A 20524-nucleotide genomic window follows, 5' to 3' on the forward strand; every position below is an offset into this window, starting at 1 on the left:
GCCATTCATCGAAATGTCGGGTTTTTTGGCGGTTCTTGTCCGCTATGGACTGGCGCGGCAGGGGTTACGCTGCGAAGGCAATTTGGCGTAATCCCTCACCAGCAAGGAAAAGGTAATGGCTGTATCAGGCTTGTCCGGCATCGAAGGCATGCTCCAGCAGATGCGCTCGGTCGTGAGCAAGGCGGAAACCGGCAATCTGGCCGCGGGCGAAGCCGTGGCCCAGCCCGATGGGTTCGCCGCGGAACTGCAGCGCTCCATCCGCCGCGTGACGGCCGCGCAGAACGCCGCCAGCAATCAGGCCAAGGCCTTCGAGCTGGGCGCTCCCGATATTTCGTTGAATGACGTCATGATCGACATGCAGAAGGCCAGCATCGGCTTCCAGACCGCGGTCCAGGTGCGCAACAAGCTGGTTGCGGCCTACAAGGAAGTGTCCTCGATGGCCGTCTGAGGCCGCGAAGCGGTTCCTGGGACGTCCCGCGGGCAGGCGCAGCGCCTGCCCGGCAGTTCAATAGCGCCTCTTCGCAGGCGCTGTTTTCACTGGTGCCGCTGGTGGGTCTTGCTGGTTCGTCACGCTGGTCGGATCAGTTGCGCTGCGCGCTTTTTTCCAGGCGCCACACGACCTGCTGCAGCCAGTTTTCCTGGCGTGCATTCAGATTCATGAACAAGGCGCCCACATGGCTGACCGGCGGCTCGCCGGTGAGCGACACGTGCTTGGGCGCTTCGCCATCGACGCTTTCGGACGCGGCCATGGGCTGGCCGGACACCGGATAGACGTTGCGCACTTCCAGGTCGGCGCTGAGCTTGCCCAATTCGCCGAAGTCCAGTTCCACGTCTTCCATGATCGCGCCGCGCGCGGGCAGCTCGCCCACCGCCAGGCCCACGCGCAGCCCCACGCCATCCACGGAGATGTCGCGCACGGTGAATCCGACCGGCTTGTCCGCCGGCGCCGGCTGCCAGGTGGCCAGGCAGCGGTTGGCGCTTGAGATCATCGAGGCGCGGAACATCTTGCGCCGCTGGATGCGGGCAAGATGGTCGGGAAAGGGAGACATCAGGGCCGCGCTGCCGTCATCGAAGTGGATGATCTCGGGGCGCTGCACGCGAAAGCGGATCTGCACGCCGCCGTAGGCGGTGGCATTGAAATGGAAGGTCGTGCCGCTGAGCAGTCCCATGCTGTCGGACTGTTCGAAGTCGGCGCCATCATAGTCGCGCGGCCGCCAGAAGAACTGGCGCGTCTGCTTGTCGGCGCCCAGGATCAGCACGGCGATCTCGCGGTCGGCGGCGTCGCGGACCAGGATGTGGCTGTCGGGGTGCGTCAGCTCAAAGAGGGCTGAGCGCATGTCTTCCGGCCGGGTCAGCAGGAATTCCGGGTCGGCGGCATCCAACACGTTGTTAGTCCTTAGGGTGAGATTTCGGGCCGCGCGGCGTCGGGGATTTCGCGCGATTCCAGACGGTACAGCCACGCGAGCAATTCTGCCACCGCGACGTAGAGTTGGGGAGGAATATGCGCGTCCAGGTCCACCTGCATGAGCAGGCCCACCAGTTCGCGCGATTCGTGCACGTACAACCCGTTTTCCTCGGCCGCGCGCACGATCGTGTCCGCCAGTTGGCCGTACCCCTTGGCGACGACGCGCGGCGCGCCGTCGCTTTCGTCATAGGAGATGGCGACCGCCGCGTTGCGGTTGGCGTTGGGGCCGGCGTCCGCGGGGAGGGAGGGAGTGCTCATCAGAAATCGGTCGGAATGACGGGACGCGGTTCCACCACGCTCACGGTCAGATTGCTCAGGGTCAGGCCGGCGGCCAGGAGGCGCGAGCGTAGCATGTCCGAGGCGTCATTGATCTCGCCCGCGCTGTGCGGGGCGATCAGCTGCAGCACGATCTGGTCGCCCGCCAGGTTCAGCCGGGCGTCCACCAGCCCCAGGCGCGGCAGGTCCAGCTTCACGCGGGTCGCCCAGGTGGGGACGGCCGATTCGCGGTCGGCGCCGTAGGGATCGCGTTCCACTTCCCATTCCATCGGCGTGCCGGGCCAGGCTTCGCCCTGCCAGGCGAGGGTCTGGTTGGCCAGGACATCGAGCTGCTGACGGACTAGCACGGTGAGATCCTGGTGGATGCCGCTCACGGGCGCGCCGGGCGTGGACGATGTCGACGTGCCCACCGAGGCGGGCGCGTCGGCGCCCGCGCCGGACCGGCCGGCGCTCGCGGTGTCGCCGCGGCCGCGCGGCTGGGAACTGGCGTGCGCGGCGGATTCGCGCGTCAGCCGGGCCTGCGGCTCGTTCTGCAGCGAGGCGGGATTCTTGCGGCCAAAGACCATGTCGGTCAGGTGCGATTCGTAGAACAGGCCGCTGGTCTGGAGGGCGGTGCGCAAGGCCTGTCCCAGCGCCCGCGCGGACGGGCCGCCCGTGGCGAGCGAGGCGTGGGACGCGCCTTCGGGGCCTTTCGCCCCGCCCGCCTGCCCACCGGGGGGCGTGGCCGGCCGGGCCGTCGCGGCATCGGCGGCCGCGCCGGCGGCAGGCGCGGCGGCAGGCGTCGCCGCAGGCAGGGGCGCGGAAGCAGAAGGCGGGGCCGCCGGGGCAGGCGCGGGCTGGCCGGGTTGTCCGGGTTGTAGTCCGGGTTGTCCTGCCTGCGCGGGCTGGCCGGGCTGGGCAGGGGCCGGCTGGCCGTTACCGGCGCCGCCCGCCTGGCCGGGCGGCGTTCCGCCCTGCGCGTCGGCGCTCCAAAGCGGCGCGCGCCCTTGCACGGGCGGCGCGGCTTCGGGAAACTGGGCGAGCAGGGCCAGGATGGTGCGGGCGGTCGTGCCCAGTGTGGTCGGCGCCGAGGCGGTGGTGTCGCTGCTGGTGACCAGGCCGCGCGCGGCCAGGGCCAGCGCGGCGGCGGTTTTGGGGTCGACAACAGTATTCTGGCGGTCGCCTCGGGCGCCGCCAGTCTGTATGCCTTGCCGGGGGTCGCGGGCCGAGCCGTCCGAGGGCCCGGCTTTCTCCGGGCTGCCGGGCTGGCTGACCGCGTCGGGCCGCGCGCCCGATACCTGGTTGGCGCTCGCGGCGGACATCGTCGTGCCAAGCACGGCGTCCAGCCGCTGCACCAGGACGTTGCCAAGCGCGGCGGGGCCGATGCTCATTCTTCAGGAGCCTGGTTGCCGTAGGTGGACAGCAGCGTCTGCTGGCGCTTCATGCGTCCCAGCAGTTCGCCCAGCCGGGCCAGTTGCGGCAGCGCCAGGTCGCGCGTCATCGCGTCGTTTTCCAGGATGCGCACGAGCAGGTCGTACTTCATGCTGCGTCCGGCTTCGTCCAGCGGACTGGTCGACTCGGCATGGCGCAGGCGCTCGACCTGTTCGCAATACTGCTGACCGTGCATGAGCGCGGTGTCCCAGTCGCCGGCCTGGGCGGCGGTCAACATCTCGCCCGTGGAAATGGCGATGTCCTGATAGTGTTCCAGGATGGCGGAGTACTGGGTGAGGGACGTCATAGAAATCTCGGGCGTTCGATGGCTGTCTGAATTCGTTGTGGTGGCCATCAAAGCTGTGCGCCCGGGGCAGGCCGATCGATGGATGTCTGCCAGGCTTCGGCCAGGTCCGCCAGCAGGCGGTCGGCGATGTCGAGCTGCTCGACGTCCGCTTTCAGGTTAGCCATGAGCAGGGTGCGGACGATGTAATCGTAGAGCCGGCTCAGGTTGGCGGCGATGTCGCCGCCTGCTTCCATGTTCAGGCCCATCTTCAGGCCTTCGTCGACGATCTTGATCGCCTTGGTGATGGCCGTGCCGCGTTCGGCAACACGGCCTTCCTGCAGATGCAGCCGCGCCTGGCCGATTGCCGCGCGCGCACCCTGGTAGAGCAGGGTGATCAGCCTTTCCGGCGTGGCGCTCATCACTTGCGTTTCCAGGCCGATATCGGCGTAGGAGCGGACGGAGTATGAGCCTGTGGGGCGGCGCGCGGCGTACGTCATTTAATGCATCTTCTCGGTTATCAACTCGTCGACTTGTTCATCGCGGCGAACTGCTGGGTCAGGTAGCTTGCCGTGACCGACTGCTGCGAAACGAACTTGTCCAACTGGACGAACTGGGCGCGCATGAGCTCGAGCGAGGCTTCGCCGGCGGCCTTGGCGCGCGTGTACTGGGCCTTCACGTTCTCGATCGACTTGGCAAGGCCGTCGGTCTTGGTCTTGATCGAGCCGGTGTCGCTGAGGATGTCTTTGGTGGCCTTTTCGAAGTTGGCGGCCAGCCCGTTCTCGCCGGTCAGCAGGCGCGAGACGTCCGCACCGTTGGAGGCGAGCGCTTTGTCCAGCTTGGTCTGGTCCAGCGTCAACTGGCGCGTCTGCGGGTTCGTCGTGATGCCCAGGTCGGCCAGCGACCGCAGCGAGCCTTCACCCGACAGGACTTGCAGCGCGCTGGCCATCGAGGACTGGATGGCGCGCGTCGTGCCGTCGCCGGTCAGCGGCTGGTTGGTGGCGGCCGTGGCGTCGAAGGCGGTCAGGTTCTTGATCGTCGTCTGCAGCGTGTTGTAGGCGGTCACGAAGCTCTGGATGGCCTTGCTGGCCACCGAGGGATCGCTTTCCAGCTTCAGCGTGATCGGCTTGCCGGCTTCCGTCGTGGTCGACAGGTTCAGCGTGACGCCGTCGATGGCGGTCGAAATATTGTTGGAGCCGCTCTTGACCGTGATGCCGTTGATGTCGATCTCGGCGTCGACGGCGGCGGTGGCCGTCATCTTGGTGCTGGTGTCGCCCGCATCCGTGTTGTAGTTCAGGACGTCCTTCAGGGACTGGTCGCCCGTCACGGTGATGGACTTCACCGAGGCCTGCACGCCGGTGTCCTTGGCGCTCAGCATCAGGTAGCTCTTGCCGTCGCCGTCGGTGATGACGGTGGCGCGCACGCCCAGCGTGTCGTCGGCGTTGACCGCCTTGACGATGCCGTTCAGCGACGTGTCGTCCTTCAGGTCGACGGTTTTCTTGGTGCCATCGGCCAGTTCGATTTCAAACGAGCCGGTGGCGCCATTGGAGGCCTTGCGATCCGCCACGGCCCCCGATTGCAGGGTCTGGGAAGTGGCGACCGTCGTCACATTGATCGTGTACTGGCCGGCCACGGCGCCTTCGGCGGCCACGGTCGCGGTCAGGGCTTCACCGCCGGTCACGCTGCCTTTCACGGCGCCCAGCGTCTCGGCCTTGCCCAGCACGGCGGCGGCCTTCTGCACGGCTTCCACGGCGCTCTTCAGTTGGCCGTATGCCGTAACACGGGTTTCGTAGCTGGTCTGCCGTACGGTGTACAGCTCCAGCTTCTTTTCCTCGGCAGCTTCCAGCTTCGTGAGGATGTCCTCCAGGGGCAAGCCTGAAGTCGAACCGAGGTTAGTGATGGTGGCCATGTGAAATTCCTTCCTAGCGATGCAATTCTGACAAAAATGGGGTTCCGGCTATCGGCCGGGCAAAGGCATAAGGCGGGCCTAATTCGAGGCTTCTTTCAACGCCGGCCCGCCAGACATGGGGGCGAGCCGTGTTTCAGGTGCCGGATCATGCAGAGGTCTTAATGCCATTTCCCTGCATGTTCACGATCATTTTGGCGATTTTGAGCACCGCTTCGCTGGGGATGGTGCGAATGACGTCCCCGGACTCCGCGTCGATCACCGACACGACCACCTGATGCACATTGGGGTCGATTTCGAACTGAAGCTGCGTCGACCAGGCCTTCATCTGTTCGTTGATCTCGTCCAGCGCCTTGTCGAGCGGCAGCTTCTGCGCTTTCGACTGGTCCGACGTCGCGCTGTCGGAAGCGCCGCTATTGGTGCTGGCGGGGGCGGGGGTGGCGGTTGCTGCGGGGTCCGGCGTGGCGATCGCGGTCGAAACCGGTAACGACGCGAAGGCTGCGGGGGCTAACGGGGTTACGGCCATGATCACTCCAACGGCGGGGGCGTCTGGGAGGAACGCGCTGATTTCAGGAAATTCTCAGTTACCATAACGACACCCTCGCAGGGAACTTTAGCCCCGCGCAAACAGGTGGTTCACGTGCTAATGGTCTGGATCGGGCAATGAGTGTCAAGACGGCGTTGCGAGTTATCGAAATCATCGAAACCTACGCCCGCGAGAAACGCGCGCTGCCCCTGTCGGAACTGGCCCGCCTGCTGGACGTGCCCGTCTCCAGTTGCCTGGCGCTCATCCGCACGCTGACCGGCCTGGGCTATCTCTATGAGACGGGGCGGCGCCAGGGCTATTACCCCACCGGCCGCCTGCTCGCCATGGCCCAGCGCATCGCGCGGGCCGACCCGGTCCTGGACCGGGTCTATCCCAGCCTTACCGAATTAAGGGAAGCCACGCGCGAAACCATCGTGTTCGCCAAGCTGTCGCCGGACGGCCGCGTCGTGTACCTGGATGTGCTGGATTCGCCACATACGATCCGTTATGCCCCCGTTGCCGGCGAGTTCAAGGACGTACACGCCAATTCGCTGGGAAAGGCGCTACTTTCGCTGCTGGACCCGTCCGCGCGGGACGCCATGCTCGCGGCCTTGCCCATGACGCGCTACAACGAGCGCACGCTCGTCACGCGCGACGCGTTGCTGGCCGATATCGAGGCGTCGCGGCAGCGGGGCTGGTTCATGAACAGCGGCGAGTCGATCGCGGACGTGGGCGCGATCGCCTGGCCGGTCACGCTGTCGGGCGAGCACTACGCCATTTCGGTGGGCGGCCCCATCTACCGCATCGAGCCGGAGCAGGAGACCTATGCCCGCATCCTGCGGGCGGCCTGCACGGGGCTGGAACAGCAGGCCTGATCCGTCCCCGGGCGCGTCGGGTCCGCAGCCCCGCCGCCCGGTTCCGGTTTCTCAGGCAGTGCTTATATATGTACCGCTAGTAAGACTTGGGCAGGCCCAGCACCTTTTCCGCGATGAAGCACATGATGAGCTGCGGGCTCACCGGCGCGATGCGCGGGATGAAGCTCTCGCGCAGCAGCCGCTCCACGTGGTACTCCTTGGCGTACCCCATGCCGCCCAGCGTCATCACCGCCGTCTGGCAGGCGTTGTAGCCGGCCTCGGCCGCCAGGTACTTCGCGGCATTCGCGGCCGGGCCGCAGGGTTTGCCGGCGTCATACAGGCTGGCCGCCTTGAACACCATCAGGTCCGCGGCCTCCAACTGCATCCAGGCCTGGGCCAGGGGATGCTGGATGCCCTGGTTCTGCCCGATGGGGCGCCCGAAGACCGTCCGCTCGCCGGCGTACTTGACGGCCCGGTCCAGCGCCGCGCGGCCGATACCCACCGCCTCGGCCGCGATCAGGATGCGCTCGGGGTTCAGGCCGTGCAGGATGTATTCGAAACCGCGGCCTTCCTCGCCGATGCGGTCGGCCACCGGAATCCGCAGGCCGTCGATGAACAGCATGTTCGAGTCCACGGCCTTGCGGCCCATTTTCTCGATCTCGCGGACTTCGATCTTGTCGCGGTCCAGATCGGTATAGAACAGCGACAGGCCCTGCGTGGGCTTTTCCACGTCGGACAGCGGCGTGGTGCGGGCCAGCAGCAGCATCTTGCTGGCCACCTGCGCCGTGGAGATCCAGATCTTGCGGCCATGCACGATGTATTCGTCGCCCTGGCGCACGGCCCGGGTGCTCAGCTTGGTCGTGTCCAGCCCCGCGTCGGGCTCGGTGACCGCGAAGCAGGCCTTTTCGCGGCCGGCGATCAGCGGTTCCAGCCAGCGTCCGCGCTGTTCGTCGGTGCCGAACACCACCACCGGATTGAGCCCGAAGATGTTCATGTGGACGGCCGAGGCGCCGGCAAAGCCGGCTCCCGAGGCGGAGATGGTCTGCATCATCAGCGCGGCCTCGGTCATGCCCAGGCCGGCGCCGCCGTATTCCTGCGGCATCGCGATTCCCAGCCATCCGTCGCGCGCCAGGTCGGCGTGCAGGGCGTGCGGAAAGCCGCCGTCGCGATCGCGTTCCAGCCAGTATTCGTCGGGATAGCGCTCGCAGATGCGGGAGACGGCGTCGCGCAGCGCCAGTTGCTCGGAGGTGAACTCAAAATCCATCGGTGTTTCCGTCCTGGGTAATGCCACGCGCGAGCATGGCGTCGATCTGTTCCGGCCCAAAACCCGCCTCGGCCAGCACCTCGCGGCTGTGCTGACCCAGCCGCGGGGCGGGGCGGCGTATGGAGGTCGGTGTGCCCGCGTAGCGCCCGAGCGGGGCGGTGGTGCGGATGCGGCCTTCCGAGGGGTGGTCCATTTCGTGGATGAAGCCCGTGGCGGCCAGATGTTCGTCCTGCAGCAGGCCGTCGATGGTGTAGAGCTGCGAGGCGGGAATGTCCGCCCGGGCCAGGGCGTCCAGCCAGTCCTGGCTGGGCCGCGTGGCGATCACCTCGGCCACGAAGGCGTAGACCTCGCTGATGTGCGCGGCGCGCGCGCCATGGGTGCAGAAGCGCGGATCCCGCGACAGTTCGGGCCGGCCGATCAGGTCGAAGAAATTGCGCCAGTGCTTGTCGTTGTAGATCAGCAGGCAGATGTAGCCGTCGGCGGTGGCGTACGGCCGGCGGTGCGGCGCCAGCAGGCGCGCGTAGCCGGTGGGCCCCATCGGCGGCTCGAAGGTCGCGCCGCCCAGGTGATCGCCCAGGACCAGGTGCGCCATGCCCTCGAACATGGGAATCTCCACCTGCTGTCCTCGTCCCAGCGTCCGCGCGCTCAGCACGGCGGACACCAGCGCGATGCCCACGTGCAGCCCGACGGCCCGGTCGGCCAGGGTCAGGGGGGCATAGCGCGGCACGTCGCCGCTCTGCTGTGCCGACAGGGCGGCGATGCCGGTCTGGCCCTGGATCAGGTCGTCGTAGGCGGGGCGGCCGGCGTAGGGGCCGGCTTCGCCAAAGCCGTAGGCGCCCACGTAGACAATGCGCGGATTGCGCGCCGCCACCGCCTCGTACGACAGCCCCAGCCGCGCCATGGCCTGGGGACGGATGTTGTAGAGCACGGCGTCGCAGCGTTCGGCCAGTTTCAGGCAGGCCTCCAGCCCCTCGGGCGTCTTCAGGTCCAGGACGATGGAGCGCTTGTTGCGGTTCAGGTGCAGGTAGAGGTGCCCCATGCCGGGGTTGCGCATGGGGCCGACGGCCCGCATGTTGTCCCCGGCCGGCGACTCCACCTTGATCACGTCCGCGCCCAGGTCCGCCAGGACCTGGGTGGCGTACGGCCCCATCACCACCGAACTCAGGTCCAGGATGCGCACGCCGGCAAGCGGCCCGGCGATGGGCGTGTCGGGCAGGGGCTGGTCGATCATTGCTGCTCGATCCCCGCGTCGCGAATCAGCTTGCCCCAGAGGTCGCGCTGTTCGCCCACGAACTGCCCAAAGGCCTCGGGCGTGCTGGAAAAGGCGTCGAAACCCAGCCCGGCCAGGCGCTTTTTCACGTCGGGATTGGCGACGATCTGGTTGATGGCCGCGTTCAGTTTGGCGACGATCTCCGGCGGCATGCCGGCCGGACCGAAGTAGCCGTTCCAGGAGTTCAGGTCGAAATCCGGCACGCCCGCTTCGGCCATCGACGGCAGGTCGGGAACGATGGTGCTGCGCTCGGCGGTGGACACGGCCAGTGCGCGTAACTGGCCCGATTGCACGAAGGGCAGGCCCGAGGCCAGGTCGGTGAACATGAAGTCCACCTGGCCGCCCACCACGTCCGTCAGGCTCTGCGGCGTGCCCTTGTACGGCACGTGCAGGATGTCGATCTTGGCGCGGTTGGCCAGCGTGGCGCCGGCGACGATGCCGGTGCTGTTGCCGCTGGCGTAGGTGATGCGGCCCGGATTCTTCTTGGCGTCGGCCACCAGGTCGGCCACGGTTTTCCAGGGACGCTTCGGGTTCACCACCAGGATGAAGGGCAGGTTGCCGCCGCGCGCGATCGGGGTGAAATCCTTGACCGGGTCGTAAGGCACGTTCTTCATCAGCCACGGGGCGGCCGAATGCGAGGTGTTCGTCGTGACGAACAGCGTGTAGCCGTCCGGCTTGGCCCGCGCCACGTAGTTGGCCGCGATGGTCGCGTTGGCGCCCGGCTTGTTCTCCACCACCACCTGCTGGCCCAGGATGGTCGAAAGCTCGGAGCCGAAGATCCGCCCCACGGCGTCCGTTCCCGATCCGGCGGGGAAGGGCACGACCAGCGTGATGGGCTTGGTGGGGTAATCGGCGGCGTGGGCGGGGCCAGCGGCCATCAAGGCCGCGCCCGTGACGAGCGCGGCGCCTAGCAGGCGTAGGGATTGCATGGGTGTGTCTCCTGGTTCTATGAAATGCGGCGCGGCTCTGCGGCCGCTGCCGGTAAAGCGCCGCGTCAGGCGGCGGAGGGGGGCGCCGGAAAGTCCCGGATCACGCGATCGGGGGATTCTTCGTACGGCGGCGTGTAGATCACCAGCAGCCGGGCCGGTTCATCGCTCGTCACCGTGAAAACATGGGGAATGTCGGGAGGGAAATAGCAGCAGTCGCCGGGGCCCATGTCGGCCCATTCGTCCTGCACCTGCGCGCGGGCGGTGCCCGAGATCAGGTAGCAGACCTGTTCGATGCCCGGGTGCGCGTGCGGCAGCGCGCCCTTGCCCTTGTCGATCACGCCCAGCAGCACCTCCACGCCGCGCGCGCCGACGGTGTCCGGCCCGATCAGCCGGCGGTTCAGGGTGCCGGTATGGTTGGCCGGGTGGTAGCCGGGCACGTCGGCTTCACGCACCAGCCAGCGGGGGGTATGTTGCTGCGTCATGTCTCTTCCTATTGTTTTTCATACATGAATTTATTTTCACGTATGAAAAAAACATGGGCAAGCCTTTTTTGGTCTGCGATAACGTGGCGCGCCCTAGGGGATTAGGGAAAACACCGGGCGCGGACTGCTAAAATCGCCGGCTGATTGTCTATCTGTCTATCGCGAATCCGCCCCATGTCTTCTGTCCGTACGCCTGACGCCGCCGCCTCCCTGTCCGACTGGCTGCAGTACCTGGAGTCCATCCACGCCACCGCGATCGACATGGGGCTGGACCGGGTGCGCGCGGTGGCGCAGCGCATGGAGCTGGCGCTGCCGGGCGTGAAATTCGTGGTTGGCGGCACCAACGGCAAGGGTTCCACCTGTGCCATGCTGGAGGCCATCCTCCTGGCCGCCGGCTATAAGGTCGGGCTGTACACCTCGCCCCATCTCATCGATTTCAACGAGCGCGCCCGCGTCAATGGCCAGATCGCCTCGGACGCAGACCTGATCGCCCAGTTCCAGGCGGTCGAGGCGGCGCGCGGCGACGTGTCGCTGACTTACTTTGAATTCACCACCCTGGCCATTCTGCGCCTCTTCTCGCAGTCGCGGCTCGATGCCGTGGTTCTGGAAGTCGGGCTGGGCGGCCGCCTGGACGCGGTCAATATCGTGGACGCGGACTGCGCCATCGTCACCAGCGTCGACCTCGATCACACCGACTGGCTGGGCGACACGCGCGAAAAGATCGGCTTCGAAAAAGCCCATATCTACCGCAGCGGCCGTCCCGCCATCTGCAGCGACCCCGTGCCCCCGCAATCGCTGCTCGACCACGTCGAGGCCATCGGCGCGGACCTGTGGCTCTTCGGCCGCGACTACAACTATTCGGGCGACCGCCAGCAGTGGGCGTACGGCGGGCGCGAGCAGCGCCGCAGTGCGATGGCCTATCCGGCCCTGCGCGGCGCCAACCAGCTCCTGAACGCCTCGGCCGCGCTGGCCGCGCTGGAATCCGTGCGCGACCGCCTCCCCGTGCAGCAACAGGCCGTGCGCCTGGGGCTGCTGCAGGCCTCGCTGCCTGGCCGCTTCCAGATCCTGCCGGGTCAGCCCACCGTGATCCTCGACGTGGCGCACAACCCGCACGCCGCGGCGGTGCTGGCCCAGAACCTGGACAACATGGGCTTTCATCCGTACACGCATGCAGTGTTCGGCATGCTGAACGACAAGGATCTCGCCGGCGTGGTCGCCAAGCTGGGTTCCCGCGTCGACTATTGGTATTGCGCGGGCCTGCCCGGACCGCGCGGCACCTCCGGCCAGGCGCTCGCGGACCAGGTGGCCGCGGCGCTTCCCGCGCTTCCCGCCGGCAGCGAAAGTCCTGGCATCCAGGCCTACGCCGATCCCGCCCAGGCCTTCGCCGCGGCGCGCGAACGGGCAGGGGAGAATGATAGAATCGCGGTGTTCGGATCGTTTCTCACCGTAGCCTCCGTTTTGCAGGCTCTGGGTCGCAAGGCATAGGCAAATCGGGCCATAGGCATCAGGGCGGCCCGCCGCCGCAATGCCGCAAGGCGCCGCAAGGATTCTCTTCCATGGGCTTTTTCAAACGCAAAGATCCTGCCGACCAGGCGCAGGCCTCCAAACGGGCTGCCGTGCCCAGCGAGGTCCAGGCCGCCGAGTTGCGCGGTCGTGCGCGGCGCAGGCTTGCGGGCGCTGTGGCGCTGGTGCTGGCCGCGGTCATCATCCTGCCCATGGTGCTCGATTCGCAGCCCGCGCCGGTGGATGACAACATTCCCATCAAGGTGCCGGATCGCAACACGCCGTTCCAGCCCCAGGTTTCCGAACCGCAGGCGGCAGCGCCCGCGGAGTCGCCCGCCGCTGCGCCCACCGAACCCGCAGCCGTTCCCACGCCGCCTCCCGTGACATCCGTGCCCCCGGCCGTGGCCGCCGCGCCCGCCGCGCCGCAGGCCAGCCCGCCCGCGACGCCGCCGGCCACGCCAGCCAAGCCCGACGCCAAACCCAAGCCCGAACAGCCCAAACCGGCCACGCCGGCCAAGCCCGAGGTCCGTTCGGACGATGGCGCCCGCGCGCTGGCGCTGCTCGAAGGCCGCAACGCGCCGGCCTCCGCGCCCAAGCCGGCCGCGCCCAAGCCGGCCGCCGCCAAAGGCAATTTCGTGCTGCAGATCGCCGCCTACACCACCTCCGAAGACGCCCAGTCGCGCCGGGGCAAGCTGCACCAGGCCGGCGTCACGAACGCATTCGTCGAGCAGGCCACGATCAACGGCAAGCAGCAGTTCCGTCTGCGGGTGGGGCCATTCCCCTCGCGCGAGGCGGCCCAGGCGGCCCAGGCGCGGTTGCGCACGCTGGGCTATGACAATGGTTTCATCGCCGCCCAATAGTGACCGGCTTCGACTTCGTCGTGCTGGCCATCCTGGCGGTATCGGGTGTGCTGGGCCTGGTGCGCGGCCTGCTCAAAGAGGTGCTGTCGCTGGTCGCCTATCTGCTGGCCTTCGTGGCCGCGATCTGGTGGGGCCCCACGGTCTATACCTGGCTGGAGCCCTATATCGAAACGACGGTGCTGCGCATGGGAGTCTCGTACGCAGCAGTGTTCATCATCGTGTTGCTCGGCGTGGGGTTGGTCAATATGACGCTTGCCGCCCTGATCCGCAGCACCGGACTGAGCCCGGCCGACCACGGCCTCGGGGGAATGTTCGGGCTGGCCCGTGGTCTGTTGATCGTGCTGGCGCTGGTCGCCGCCGCAGGCTATACGCCGCTGCCTCAAGAACCGTGGTGGCAGGACGCCATGTTTTCGCATTCGGCCATCGAGGCCATCAAACATATCAAGACGTGGCTGCCGCCATCCCTGGCGACGTGGCTGCCGTATTGATTAGCTTCAAATCAACCAGGAAATCTCACCATGTGTGGAATCGTAGGGGTCATCGGGCGCGGGCCGGTCAACCAGCTGCTCTATGACAGCTTGCTGCTGTTGCAGCATCGCGGGCAGGACGCCGCGGGCATTGCGACGTCGCAAGGCAACCAGTTCAATATGTACAAGGCCCACGGCCTGGTGCGCGACGTCTTCCGCACGCGCAACATGCGGGCGCTGCCCGGCACGTCGGGCGTCGGCCAGGTCCGCTATCCGACCGCCGGCTCCAGCGCCAGCGAAGAAGAAGCCCAGCCCTTCTACGTCAACGCCCCGTTCGGCATCATGTTGTCCCACAACGGCAACCTGACCAACTGGCGTGAATTGCGCGAATCGCTTTATCGCGTCGACCGCCGCCACATCAACACGAACTCCGATTCCGAAGTCCTGCTCAATGTGCTGGCGCACGAGCTGCAATCGGCCGCCAACGGCGTGTCGCTCGACGAAGAATCCATGTTCCGCGCGGTCGCCGCCCTGCACAAGCGCGTGCGCGGCGCCTATGCCGTCGTGGCCCAGATTTCCGGCTACGGCCTGCTCGCTTTCCGCGATCCCAACGGCATCCGTCCGCTGTGCATCGGCCGCCAGGAAACCGAAGAGGGCGTGGAGTGGATGGTTGCCTCGGAATCCGTGGCGCTTGAAGGCAGCGGCTTCACCTTCGTGCGCGACGTCGATCCGGGCGAAGCGGTGTTCATCGACCTGGACGGCCGCCTGGTCGCCCGCCAGTGCGCCGACAACCCGCAGCTCGTGCCGTGCATCTTCGAATACGTCTACTTCGCCCGTCCCGATTCCATGATCGACGGCGTGTCGGTGTACGACGCCCGCCTGCGCATGGGTGAATACCTGGCCGACAAGGTCGCGCGCAACATGCGGCTGGGCGACATCGACGTCGTCATGCCGATTCCCGATTCCTCGCGTCCCGCCGCGATGCAGCTTGCCGCGCGCCTGAACCTGGATTATCGCGAAGGGCTCATCAAGAACCGCTACGTGGGCCGCACGTTCATCATGCCGGGCCAGGCCGTGCGCCGCAAATCGGTGCGCCAGAAGCTCAATGCCATCGGCATGGAGTTCAAGGGCAAGAATGTGCTGCTGGTCGATGACTCCATCGTGCGCGGCACGACCAGCCGCGAGATCGTCGACATGGCGCGCGCCGCTGGCGCCAACAAGGTGTACTTTGCCTCGGCCGCGCCTCCGGTGCGCTTCCCCAACGTGTACGGCATCGACATGCCCACGCAGAGCGAACTGATCGCCACCGGCCGCACGGACGAGGAAATCGCCCGCGCCATCGGCGCCGACAGCCTGGTCTACCAGGACCTGCACGACATGCAGCAGGCGGTCCGCGACATCAACCCCAAGCTGACGCGCTTCGAGGCTTCCTGCTTCGACGGCCAGTACATCACGGGCGACATCACGCCCGATTACCTGGCCCGCCTGGGCCAGTCGCGCTCCGAGCCCGGCAAGGACGAAGACGCGGGCGGTCTGCGCTTCAACATGGGCTACACCTCCGACGACGCCTGATCCCCGCCGGCGTCCCGCCCAGACAAGAATGCCGTCCCTCGTGGACGGCATTCTTTTTGCAACCGGGGCCGCAAGCGCCTAGCCCGGCGCTTCCCACAGCGGCGTGCGCGTGGCCTCCAGGTGCGTCAGGTACAGGCGCAGGTCGAACTCGTACTGGTGGTAGTGCGGCTCCATGCGCAGGCACATGTTGTAGAAGGCCTTGTTGTGGTCTTTTTCCTTCAGGTGCGCCAGCTCATGCACCGTGATCATCTTCAGGAATTCCGCGGGCACGTGCTTGAACAGCGTCGCCACCCGGATCTCATGCTTGGCCTTCAGCTTGCCGCCCTGCACGCGGGAAATATAGGTGTGCTGGCCCAGCGCGTGCTGGATCACGTGAATCTTGCTGTCGAAGGCCACCTTGTTGATCTGGTCGCCATTGCGCATGTGCGCGTTCTTCAGTTCCGTCACATACTGGTAGAGCGCCTTGTCGGTGCGCACGCCGTGCGCGCCGCCCGGGTACCGGGCCAGCAGGGCGGCGCCCAGCTTGTCCTGGTCGAGCAGCTTGCGCGCCTGCGCCAGTAGGGCTTCGGGATAGCCGGACAGGAATTTCAGGGTTTGCACGATATGGGCCGGGCGGGCGAAACCGCGCTCAGGCGCGGCCGCGCCGGAACACGACGGGCAAGGCCATGAAGAACAGGATCACGAAGAGCGCCAGGCTCCACAAGGCATATTCGATGCCCAGCACAGGCACCTTGGCGTCCATGCAGGTGGCGTAGATGCCGAAGAGCGGCGGGATGGCGCTTTCCAGGCCGATGCCGGTCATGAAGCGGTCGGCAAAGGTCTGGTCGCAGGACAGCATGTTCGCGGCGACGCTGTACTGGTACCAGGCGGCCACGATGCCGGACAGCGACAGCGCCGCGGTCAGGACGCCGCAGACGCGCGTCAGCGCGCGCCCGCCGCCAAAGCCGCCGACCAGGGCGATGACGCCGATCACCAGGTAGATCAGGCGCTGCATCACGCACCAGGCGCAGGGCGGCATGTCAAAGACGTGCTGGGAGACGAGGGCGATGCCGACGGCGCCGAAGCAGAAGAGGGCGACGAGACGAAGCAGGCGTTCGGAACGAGAGGTCATTGTTGCGTTGGTAAGGGTTGGACGGGGCCGGCGCGGCGGCCAGCCATGCTTAGGCCTTCGGGACCGGAATAGGTTGCATCACCTGGGTCAGGACGCCCAGCAGGAGGTCCCGCGCGCCTTCCCAGAAAATCTGCACCCCCAGGCACAGCATGATGAAGGCCGACAGCCGCATGAAGACCGCCGTGCCATTGTCGCCCAGGCGATGCAGCATCTGGGCCGCAAAGCGCAGGCAGATGTAGAGCGTCAGCGAGACGACGACGATGCCCGGAATGGAGCCTCCCAGCCGTACCAGGCTCAGCGCGTGGTTCTGGTCGCGCAGCGAGACGCCCACCGTGATGGCCGCCGCGATGGAGCCGGGGCCGCAGCTGATCGGAAAGGTCAGGGGATAGAAGGCGCGGGCCTTGGCCATCTCGGGGGTGAACGACTCGGCCATGCGGGCCACGCGTTCCGTGTCGGCGTCCGGCGAATTCACCAGGCGCCACGCGCTGGCAATCACCAGCATGCCGCCGCCCACCCGCACGATCGACAGCGAGATGCCGAAGAAGCTCAGCAGCACGTTGCCGGCCACCATGGCCACGATCAGCATCAGGCACACATTGATGGCGACCCGCTTGGCCAGCACGACGCGCGTGGCGGACGAGGCGCCTTCGGTGAGCGACAGGAAGATGGGGGCGATCGCCGGCGGATTCAGGAACGGCAGCAGCGTGGCCAACGCGAAGAAAAAGCTGCCACCGAAAACGCGCAGATAGTCATTGAGCTGCATGGGAGCAAGCATCGCCTGGCCGAAAACCCGGATTGTATGCGTTCCGGGCCGGGTCTGGCGATGCCGGCTCAGGCGGCGCGCTGCTGGGCGTCGTCGCCCGACAGCGCGTCCAGGATGTCGCGTTCGAACTGCATCTGGCTGCGGGGGCGCGCCAGCGCCGAGCCGTCCACGATGAACACGTCCTCCACCCGGTCGCCCAGCGTCATGATCTTGGCCATGAGCAGGTTGACCGCGTGGCGGGCGAAGACGCGCGCCAGGGCGTGCAGCAGTCCCGGCCGGTCGGTCGCCGTGACGGACAGGCGCCACGAGGTGCTGCGTTCGTCGGGCTGCAGCTCGGCCTGCGGCATGACCGGAAACACGCGCGAGACACGCGACTGGCGGCCGCGCCCATACCAGCCGCCGCGGGCCGGCTGCGCCTGGGCGGCGGCCTGCGGGTCCTTCAGGCGTTCAGCCAGCTCGTGTTCGACCAGCGTGGCCTGCGCCCGCAGGTCGCTCGCCCCTTCCGGCAGCAGGACGATGAAGCTGTCCAGCGCCCAGCCATGGCGGGTCGTGTGGATGCGCGCGTCCTGGATGGACAGCGACTTGGCGTCGAAATAGCCGCAGATCGCGACGAAGAGGTCCGGCGCGTCGCGGGTATAGACCATGATCTGCAGCCCTTCGCCCTGTTCGGTGGGCCGGGCCTTGACGACAGCCCGCGCGGGCGCGACCTGGTGGTACAGGTGGCGCGTGTGCCAGGCGATGTCGGAGGCGTCGTGGCGCAGGAAATACGCCACGTCGAGCTGGTTCCAGAAGGCTTCGCGCGCGTCGTCGCGCAGGCCCGCCAGCCGCGTCAGCCGCGCCGCTTCTTCCTTACGTTCGGCCAGGACCGTGTGGGCGTCGGCGTGGGCGCCGCCCAGCGCCGCCAGCGTCAGCTTGTACAGGTCTTCCAGCAGCTTGCCCTTCCAGGCGTTCCAGACCTTGGGGCTGGTGCCACGGATGTCGGCGACCGTCAGCAGATACAGGGCAGTGAGATGGCGCTCGTCCTTGACGGTGGCGGCAAACTCCTTGATCACCTCGGGATCGGACAGGTCGCGCTTCTGCGCCACCGCCGACATCAACAGGTGCTGGCGCACCAGGAATTCCACCAACTTGGCGTCTTCCGGGTCCATGCCGTGGTCCTGCGCGAACTTGCGCACGTCGCGCGCGCCCAGTTCGGAATGGTCGCCGCCGCGGCCCTTGGCGATGTCGTGGAACAGCGCCGCCACGTACAGCAGCCAGTGCCGGTCCAGGCCCGCGATGAGCTGGCTGGCGAGGGGATATTCCTGCGCGTGCTCGGGCATGGTGAAGCGCCGCAAATTGCGCACGACCGCCAGCGTGTGCTGGTCCACCGTATAGGCGTGGAAGAGGTCGTGCTGCATCTGGCCCACGATGCGGCGGAACACCGGCAGGTAGCGCGGCAGGATGTTCAGCATGGTCATGCGCCGCAGTTCGTGCACGATGCCGCGCGGCTGCTGCAGGATCTGCAGGAACAGCTTGCGGTTTACCGGATTGCGGCGAAACTGCGCGTCGATACGGTGGCGCGAATGCCAGATGGCGCGCAGCGTGCGGGCCGACATGCCGGTCAGCTCGGGGTGTTGCTGCATCACCAGGAAGGCGCGCAGCAGCAGCGTGGGATTGCGTTCGAAGCCGTCGTCGCGAATGATGTCCAGGCGGTCCCGCAGGTTGCGGAAATCGTCGTCGATGTCGCGCGCGTCGCTGTCGGGGCGCGGAAACAGCCGCTCCTCGATGTTCTGCACCAGGATGCCGTTCAGCTGGGTCACGAGCCGCGCCGCCCAGTAGTAGCGCTGCATCAGCAATTCGCTGCCGCGCCGCGTGGCGGTCGCATGGATGCCATAGACTTCGGCCAGCGCGGGCTGCAGGTCGAACAGCACGCGGTCCTCGCGCCGGTTCGACAGCAGGTGCAGCTCGATGCGCAGGCGCTTGAAGGCCTGCTCGGCCTTGCGCAGGTCGCGCGCCTCGGACGAGGTCAACAGGCCCGCCTGCGCCACCGACCGCCAGTTGTTCCCGAAACCCGCCGCCCGCGCCATCCACAGGATGACCTGCAGGTCGCGCAGCCCGCCCGGCGATTCCTTGCAATTGGGCTCCAGCGCGTAGGGCGTGTCGTGGTAGCGACCGTGGCGCTGCTGCATTTCGACGCGCTTGGCCAGAAAGAAGGCCTGGGGGTCCAGCCGCGACTTCGTCGCGGCATCGAACTTGCGCATCAGCACCCGGCTGCCGGCCAGCCAGCGCGATTCCAGCAGCGCGGTTTCCACCGTGATGTCGGCATCGGCCTCGCGCTCGCAGTCCTCGATGGTGCGCACGCTGTGGCCGGGTTCCAGCCCCAGGTCCCACAGCGAAGCCACCAACTGCTCGATCGCGGTTTCGTCCTCGGCCGTGGGCGCGTGGGGCAGCAGGATGAGCAGATCGACGTCGGAATGGGGGTAGAGCTCGCCGCGGCCGTAGCCGCCGACGGCCGCCAGCGTGGCGCCAATCGGCAGCGGATAGTGTTTGACCAGGTCGCGCAGGGCGGCGTCGACGATCCGCCGCAGCTCGGTCAGCAGGATGTCCGGTCGTTCATGGTCCCGGAATTGCGCAACCGCGGCCCGCCGGGATTCCTGAATGCGTTCGCGCAGCTTGGTGAGGATTTCGGCGGTCATGGCTGGCAGCGGCGCTTCAGACGGCGGGAATGACGATGGGTTCGGTGATGAATGCCGGCGGTTGGGGCATGCCGGGCGACAGGGTCAGGACTTCGTAACCGGTTTCGGTCACGCAGACGGCGTGCTCCCACTGGGCGGACAGGCTGTGGTCGCGGGTGACGACGGTCCAGCCGTCGGCCAGTTGGCGGATCTCGCGGCGGCCGGCGTTGATCATGGGTTCGATGGTGAACAGCATGCCCGTTACCAGCGGCACGCCCGTGCCGGGCTTGCCATAATGCAGGACCTGCGGGTCTTCGTGGAAACGCTGGCCGATGCCGTGGCCGCAGAATTCGCGCACCACCGAAAAGCCGTTGGCCTCGGCGTGCTTCTGGATGGCATTGCCGATGTCGCCCAGGGTGGCGCCGTTTTTGACCTGCTGGATGCCTTTCCACATGCACTCGAACGTGATGTCGGAGAGGCGCCGGGACAGGATGGATTGTTCGCCCACCGCGTACATCCGGCTGGTGTCGCCAAACCAGCCATCCTTGATGATGGTGACGTCGATGTTCAATGAGTCCCCGTTTTTCAGCACCTTGTCGCCCGGGATGCCGTGGCAGACCTGATGGTTCACCGAGGTGCAGATGGCGCCGGGAAAGGGCGGATAGCCGGGCGGCGCGTAGCCGACCGTGGCGGACTTCACCTTCAGCTCGTCCGTCAGGTACTCGAGGCAGAGCCGGTCCAGTTCTCCGGTGGTGACGCCCGGCTTGACGTGCGGGGTGATGAAATCGAGAACTTTGGCGGCGTCCTGGCAGGCGGCGCGCATTTTGGCCAGGTCGGCCGGATTGGTGATTGTGCCCATGGAAAGCTTGCGATCTGTCGCTTGAATGTCAGCTTGAAAGAATAGTAGAATTATAGGCTTCCCTAAAAAT

General features: G+C 67.0%; 22 protein-coding genes. 6 read left to right on the plus strand and 16 right to left on the minus strand.

All coding sequences use genetic code 11. From position 1 onward, the window contains the following. Positions 1–115: 115 nt before the first annotated feature. Positions 116–448 carry a flagellar hook-basal body complex protein FliE gene (fliE, locus tag BMW75_RS24865; protein ID WP_076521324.1) on the plus strand — a complete coding sequence of 111 codons (333 nt, stop codon included), beginning with the start codon at positions 116–118 and terminating at the stop codon, positions 446–448. Positions 449–581: 133 nt separating this feature from the next. On the opposite strand, the gene BMW75_RS24870 is transcribed toward fliE, so the two are convergent. The 7 genes from BMW75_RS24870 to BMW75_RS24900 all read right to left on the minus strand — a co-directional run bounded on the left by BMW75_RS24870 (position 582) and on the right by BMW75_RS24900 (position 5866). Then, a complete protein-coding gene (locus BMW75_RS24870) occupies positions 582–1385 on the minus strand; it encodes a flagellar brake protein (RefSeq protein ID WP_369825586.1) in 804 nt (267 codons plus the stop codon). Positions 1386–1396: 11 nt separating this feature from the next. Further along, positions 1397–1723, minus strand: a complete 327-nt coding sequence (locus BMW75_RS24875; protein WP_092582290.1) for an EscU/YscU/HrcU family type III secretion system export apparatus switch protein — start codon at positions 1721–1723, stop codon at positions 1397–1399. Continuing rightward, positions 1723–3111, minus strand: coding sequence for a flagellar hook-length control protein FliK (locus BMW75_RS24880; RefSeq protein ID WP_092582291.1), 1389 nt, complete (start codon positions 3109–3111; stop codon positions 1723–1725). The genes BMW75_RS24875 and BMW75_RS24880 overlap by 1 nt, the downstream gene beginning before the upstream one ends. Further along, positions 3108–3458: a flagellar protein FliT gene (locus tag BMW75_RS24885; protein WP_076521320.1), complete on the minus strand. Its 351-nt coding sequence runs from the start codon at positions 3456–3458 to the stop codon at positions 3108–3110. Before BMW75_RS24885 ends, BMW75_RS24880 begins: the two co-directional genes overlap by 4 nt. Positions 3459–3505: 47 nt before the next feature. Next, positions 3506–3934 carry a flagellar export chaperone FliS gene (fliS, locus tag BMW75_RS24890; RefSeq protein WP_076521319.1) on the minus strand — a complete coding sequence of 143 codons (429 nt, stop codon included), beginning with the start codon at positions 3932–3934 and terminating at the stop codon, positions 3506–3508. A gap of 20 nt (positions 3935–3954) precedes the next feature. Beyond that, positions 3955–5343 (minus strand): flagellar filament capping protein FliD, encoded by a 1389-nt coding sequence (fliD, locus tag BMW75_RS24895; RefSeq protein WP_092582292.1) that lies wholly within the window; start codon positions 5341–5343, stop codon positions 3955–3957. Positions 5344–5488: 145 nt separating this feature from the next. Beyond that, a complete protein-coding gene (locus tag BMW75_RS24900) occupies positions 5489–5866 on the minus strand; it encodes a flagellar protein FlaG (RefSeq protein WP_076521317.1) in 378 nt (125 codons plus the stop codon). Between the two features lie 137 nt (positions 5867–6003). On the opposite strand from BMW75_RS24900, the gene BMW75_RS24905 reads away from it, so the two are divergent. Then, entirely contained in the window at positions 6004–6741 is a 738-nt protein-coding gene (locus BMW75_RS24905) for an IclR family transcriptional regulator (protein ID WP_076521316.1), read from the plus strand. A gap of 76 nt (positions 6742–6817) precedes the next feature. Here BMW75_RS24905 and BMW75_RS24910 read toward each other — a convergent pair whose 3' ends face one another. The 4 genes from BMW75_RS24910 to BMW75_RS24925 all read right to left on the minus strand — a co-directional run bounded on the left by BMW75_RS24910 (position 6818) and on the right by BMW75_RS24925 (position 10665). Further along, positions 6818–7984, minus strand: coding sequence for an acyl-CoA dehydrogenase family protein (locus BMW75_RS24910; RefSeq protein WP_092582293.1), 1167 nt, complete (start codon positions 7982–7984; stop codon positions 6818–6820). Next, a complete protein-coding gene (locus BMW75_RS24915; RefSeq protein ID WP_092582294.1) occupies positions 7974–9215 on the minus strand; it encodes a CaiB/BaiF CoA transferase family protein in 1242 nt (413 codons plus the stop codon). The genes BMW75_RS24910 and BMW75_RS24915 overlap by 11 nt, the downstream gene beginning before the upstream one ends. Next, entirely contained in the window at positions 9212–10183 is a 972-nt protein-coding gene (locus BMW75_RS24920) for a Bug family tripartite tricarboxylate transporter substrate binding protein (protein ID WP_175493262.1), read from the minus strand. Before BMW75_RS24920 ends, BMW75_RS24915 begins: the two co-directional genes overlap by 4 nt. 65 nt (positions 10184–10248) lie before the next feature. Then, positions 10249–10665, minus strand: coding sequence for a cupin domain-containing protein (locus BMW75_RS24925; RefSeq protein WP_092582295.1), 417 nt, complete (start codon positions 10663–10665; stop codon positions 10249–10251). 174 nt (positions 10666–10839) lie between these two features. On the opposite strand from BMW75_RS24925, the gene folC reads away from it, so the two are divergent. The 4 genes from folC (at position 10840) to purF (ending at position 15067) form a co-directional block, all read left to right on the plus strand. Next, entirely contained in the window at positions 10840–12150 is a 1311-nt protein-coding gene (gene folC, locus BMW75_RS24930) for a bifunctional tetrahydrofolate synthase/dihydrofolate synthase (protein WP_092582296.1), read from the plus strand. A 71-nt stretch (positions 12151–12221) separates the two neighbouring features. Then, entirely contained in the window at positions 12222–13028 is an 807-nt protein-coding gene (locus tag BMW75_RS24935; RefSeq protein WP_092582297.1) for an SPOR domain-containing protein, read from the plus strand. After that, complete coding sequence (locus BMW75_RS24940; protein WP_076521310.1) at positions 13028–13516, plus strand: CvpA family protein; 489 nt, start codon at positions 13028–13030, stop codon at positions 13514–13516. The genes BMW75_RS24935 and BMW75_RS24940 overlap by 1 nt, the downstream gene beginning before the upstream one ends. A 30-nt stretch (positions 13517–13546) precedes the next feature. Beyond that, the gene (gene purF, locus BMW75_RS24945) at positions 13547–15067 is read left to right on the plus strand and encodes an amidophosphoribosyltransferase (protein ID WP_092582298.1); all 1521 of its coding nucleotides are present in this window, start codon (positions 13547–13549) and stop codon (positions 15065–15067) included. A gap of 78 nt (positions 15068–15145) precedes the next feature. Here the strand turns inward: purF and BMW75_RS24950 are convergent, their stop codons facing one another. From BMW75_RS24950 to map, 5 genes are all read right to left on the minus strand, one after another. Next, on the minus strand, positions 15146–15667 hold the full coding sequence (locus tag BMW75_RS24950; protein WP_076521308.1) for a M48 metallopeptidase family protein: 522 nt from the start codon (positions 15665–15667) through the stop codon (positions 15146–15148). Positions 15668–15695: 28 nt separating this feature from the next. Then, a complete protein-coding gene (locus BMW75_RS24955; protein ID WP_076521307.1) occupies positions 15696–16178 on the minus strand; it encodes a disulfide bond formation protein B in 483 nt (160 codons plus the stop codon). A gap of 49 nt (positions 16179–16227) precedes the next feature. Next, positions 16228–16941: a MarC family protein gene (locus BMW75_RS24960; RefSeq protein WP_076521306.1), complete on the minus strand. Its 714-nt coding sequence runs from the start codon at positions 16939–16941 to the stop codon at positions 16228–16230. A 68-nt stretch (positions 16942–17009) separates the two neighbouring features. Continuing rightward, a complete protein-coding gene (locus BMW75_RS24965) occupies positions 17010–19616 on the minus strand; it encodes a [protein-PII] uridylyltransferase (RefSeq protein WP_092582299.1) in 2607 nt (868 codons plus the stop codon). Positions 19617–19632: 16 nt separating this feature from the next. Continuing rightward, positions 19633–20454, minus strand: a complete 822-nt coding sequence (gene map / locus BMW75_RS24970; protein ID WP_076521304.1) for a type I methionyl aminopeptidase — start codon at positions 20452–20454, stop codon at positions 19633–19635. Positions 20455–20524: the final 70 nt, after the last annotated feature.

This window comes from Achromobacter sp. NFACC18-2 (assembly GCF_900108985.1).
Classification (GTDB): domain Bacteria; phylum Pseudomonadota; class Gammaproteobacteria; order Burkholderiales; family Burkholderiaceae_B; genus Achromobacter.

Excerpts from the sequence above, each read along its gene's own strand:
- BMW75_RS24955 (WP_076521307.1), bottom strand. The coding sequence starts at position 16,178 with ATGACCTCTCGTTCCGAACGCCTGCTTCGTCTCGTCGCCCTCTTCTGC.
- folC (WP_092582296.1), top strand. The coding sequence starts at position 10,840 with ATGTCTTCTGTCCGTACGCCTGACGCCGCCGCCTCCCTGTCCGACTGG.
- BMW75_RS24960 (WP_076521306.1), bottom strand. The coding sequence starts at position 16,941 with ATGCAGCTCAATGACTATCTGCGCGTTTTCGGTGGCAGCTTTTTCTTC.
- fliS (WP_076521319.1), bottom strand. The coding sequence starts at position 3,934 with ATGACGTACGCCGCGCGCCGCCCCACAGGCTCATACTCCGTCCGCTCC.
- BMW75_RS24880 (WP_092582291.1), bottom strand. The coding sequence starts at position 3,111 with ATGAGCATCGGCCCCGCCGCGCTTGGCAACGTCCTGGTGCAGCGGCTG.
- BMW75_RS24900 (WP_076521317.1), bottom strand. The coding sequence starts at position 5,866 with ATGGCCGTAACCCCGTTAGCCCCCGCAGCCTTCGCGTCGTTACCGGTT.
- BMW75_RS24935 (WP_092582297.1), top strand. The coding sequence starts at position 12,222 with ATGGGCTTTTTCAAACGCAAAGATCCTGCCGACCAGGCGCAGGCCTCC.
- BMW75_RS24905 (WP_076521316.1), top strand. The coding sequence starts at position 6,004 with ATGAGTGTCAAGACGGCGTTGCGAGTTATCGAAATCATCGAAACCTAC.
- purF (WP_092582298.1), top strand. The coding sequence starts at position 13,547 with ATGTGTGGAATCGTAGGGGTCATCGGGCGCGGGCCGGTCAACCAGCTG.
- BMW75_RS24875 (WP_092582290.1), bottom strand. The coding sequence starts at position 1,723 with ATGAGCACTCCCTCCCTCCCCGCGGACGCCGGCCCCAACGCCAACCGC.
- BMW75_RS24965 (WP_092582299.1), bottom strand. The coding sequence starts at position 19,616 with ATGACCGCCGAAATCCTCACCAAGCTGCGCGAACGCATTCAGGAATCC.
- BMW75_RS24920 (WP_175493262.1), bottom strand. The coding sequence starts at position 10,183 with ATGCAATCCCTACGCCTGCTAGGCGCCGCGCTCGTCACGGGCGCGGCC.
- map (WP_076521304.1), bottom strand. The coding sequence starts at position 20,454 with ATGGGCACAATCACCAATCCGGCCGACCTGGCCAAAATGCGCGCCGCC.
- fliE (WP_076521324.1), top strand. The coding sequence starts at position 116 with ATGGCTGTATCAGGCTTGTCCGGCATCGAAGGCATGCTCCAGCAGATG.
- BMW75_RS24915 (WP_092582294.1), bottom strand. The coding sequence starts at position 9,215 with ATGATCGACCAGCCCCTGCCCGACACGCCCATCGCCGGGCCGCTTGCC.
- fliD (WP_092582292.1), bottom strand. The coding sequence starts at position 5,343 with ATGGCCACCATCACTAACCTCGGTTCGACTTCAGGCTTGCCCCTGGAG.
- BMW75_RS24925 (WP_092582295.1), bottom strand. The coding sequence starts at position 10,665 with ATGACGCAGCAACATACCCCCCGCTGGCTGGTGCGTGAAGCCGACGTG.
- BMW75_RS24910 (WP_092582293.1), bottom strand. The coding sequence starts at position 7,984 with ATGGATTTTGAGTTCACCTCCGAGCAACTGGCGCTGCGCGACGCCGTC.
- BMW75_RS24885 (WP_076521320.1), bottom strand. The coding sequence starts at position 3,458 with ATGACGTCCCTCACCCAGTACTCCGCCATCCTGGAACACTATCAGGAC.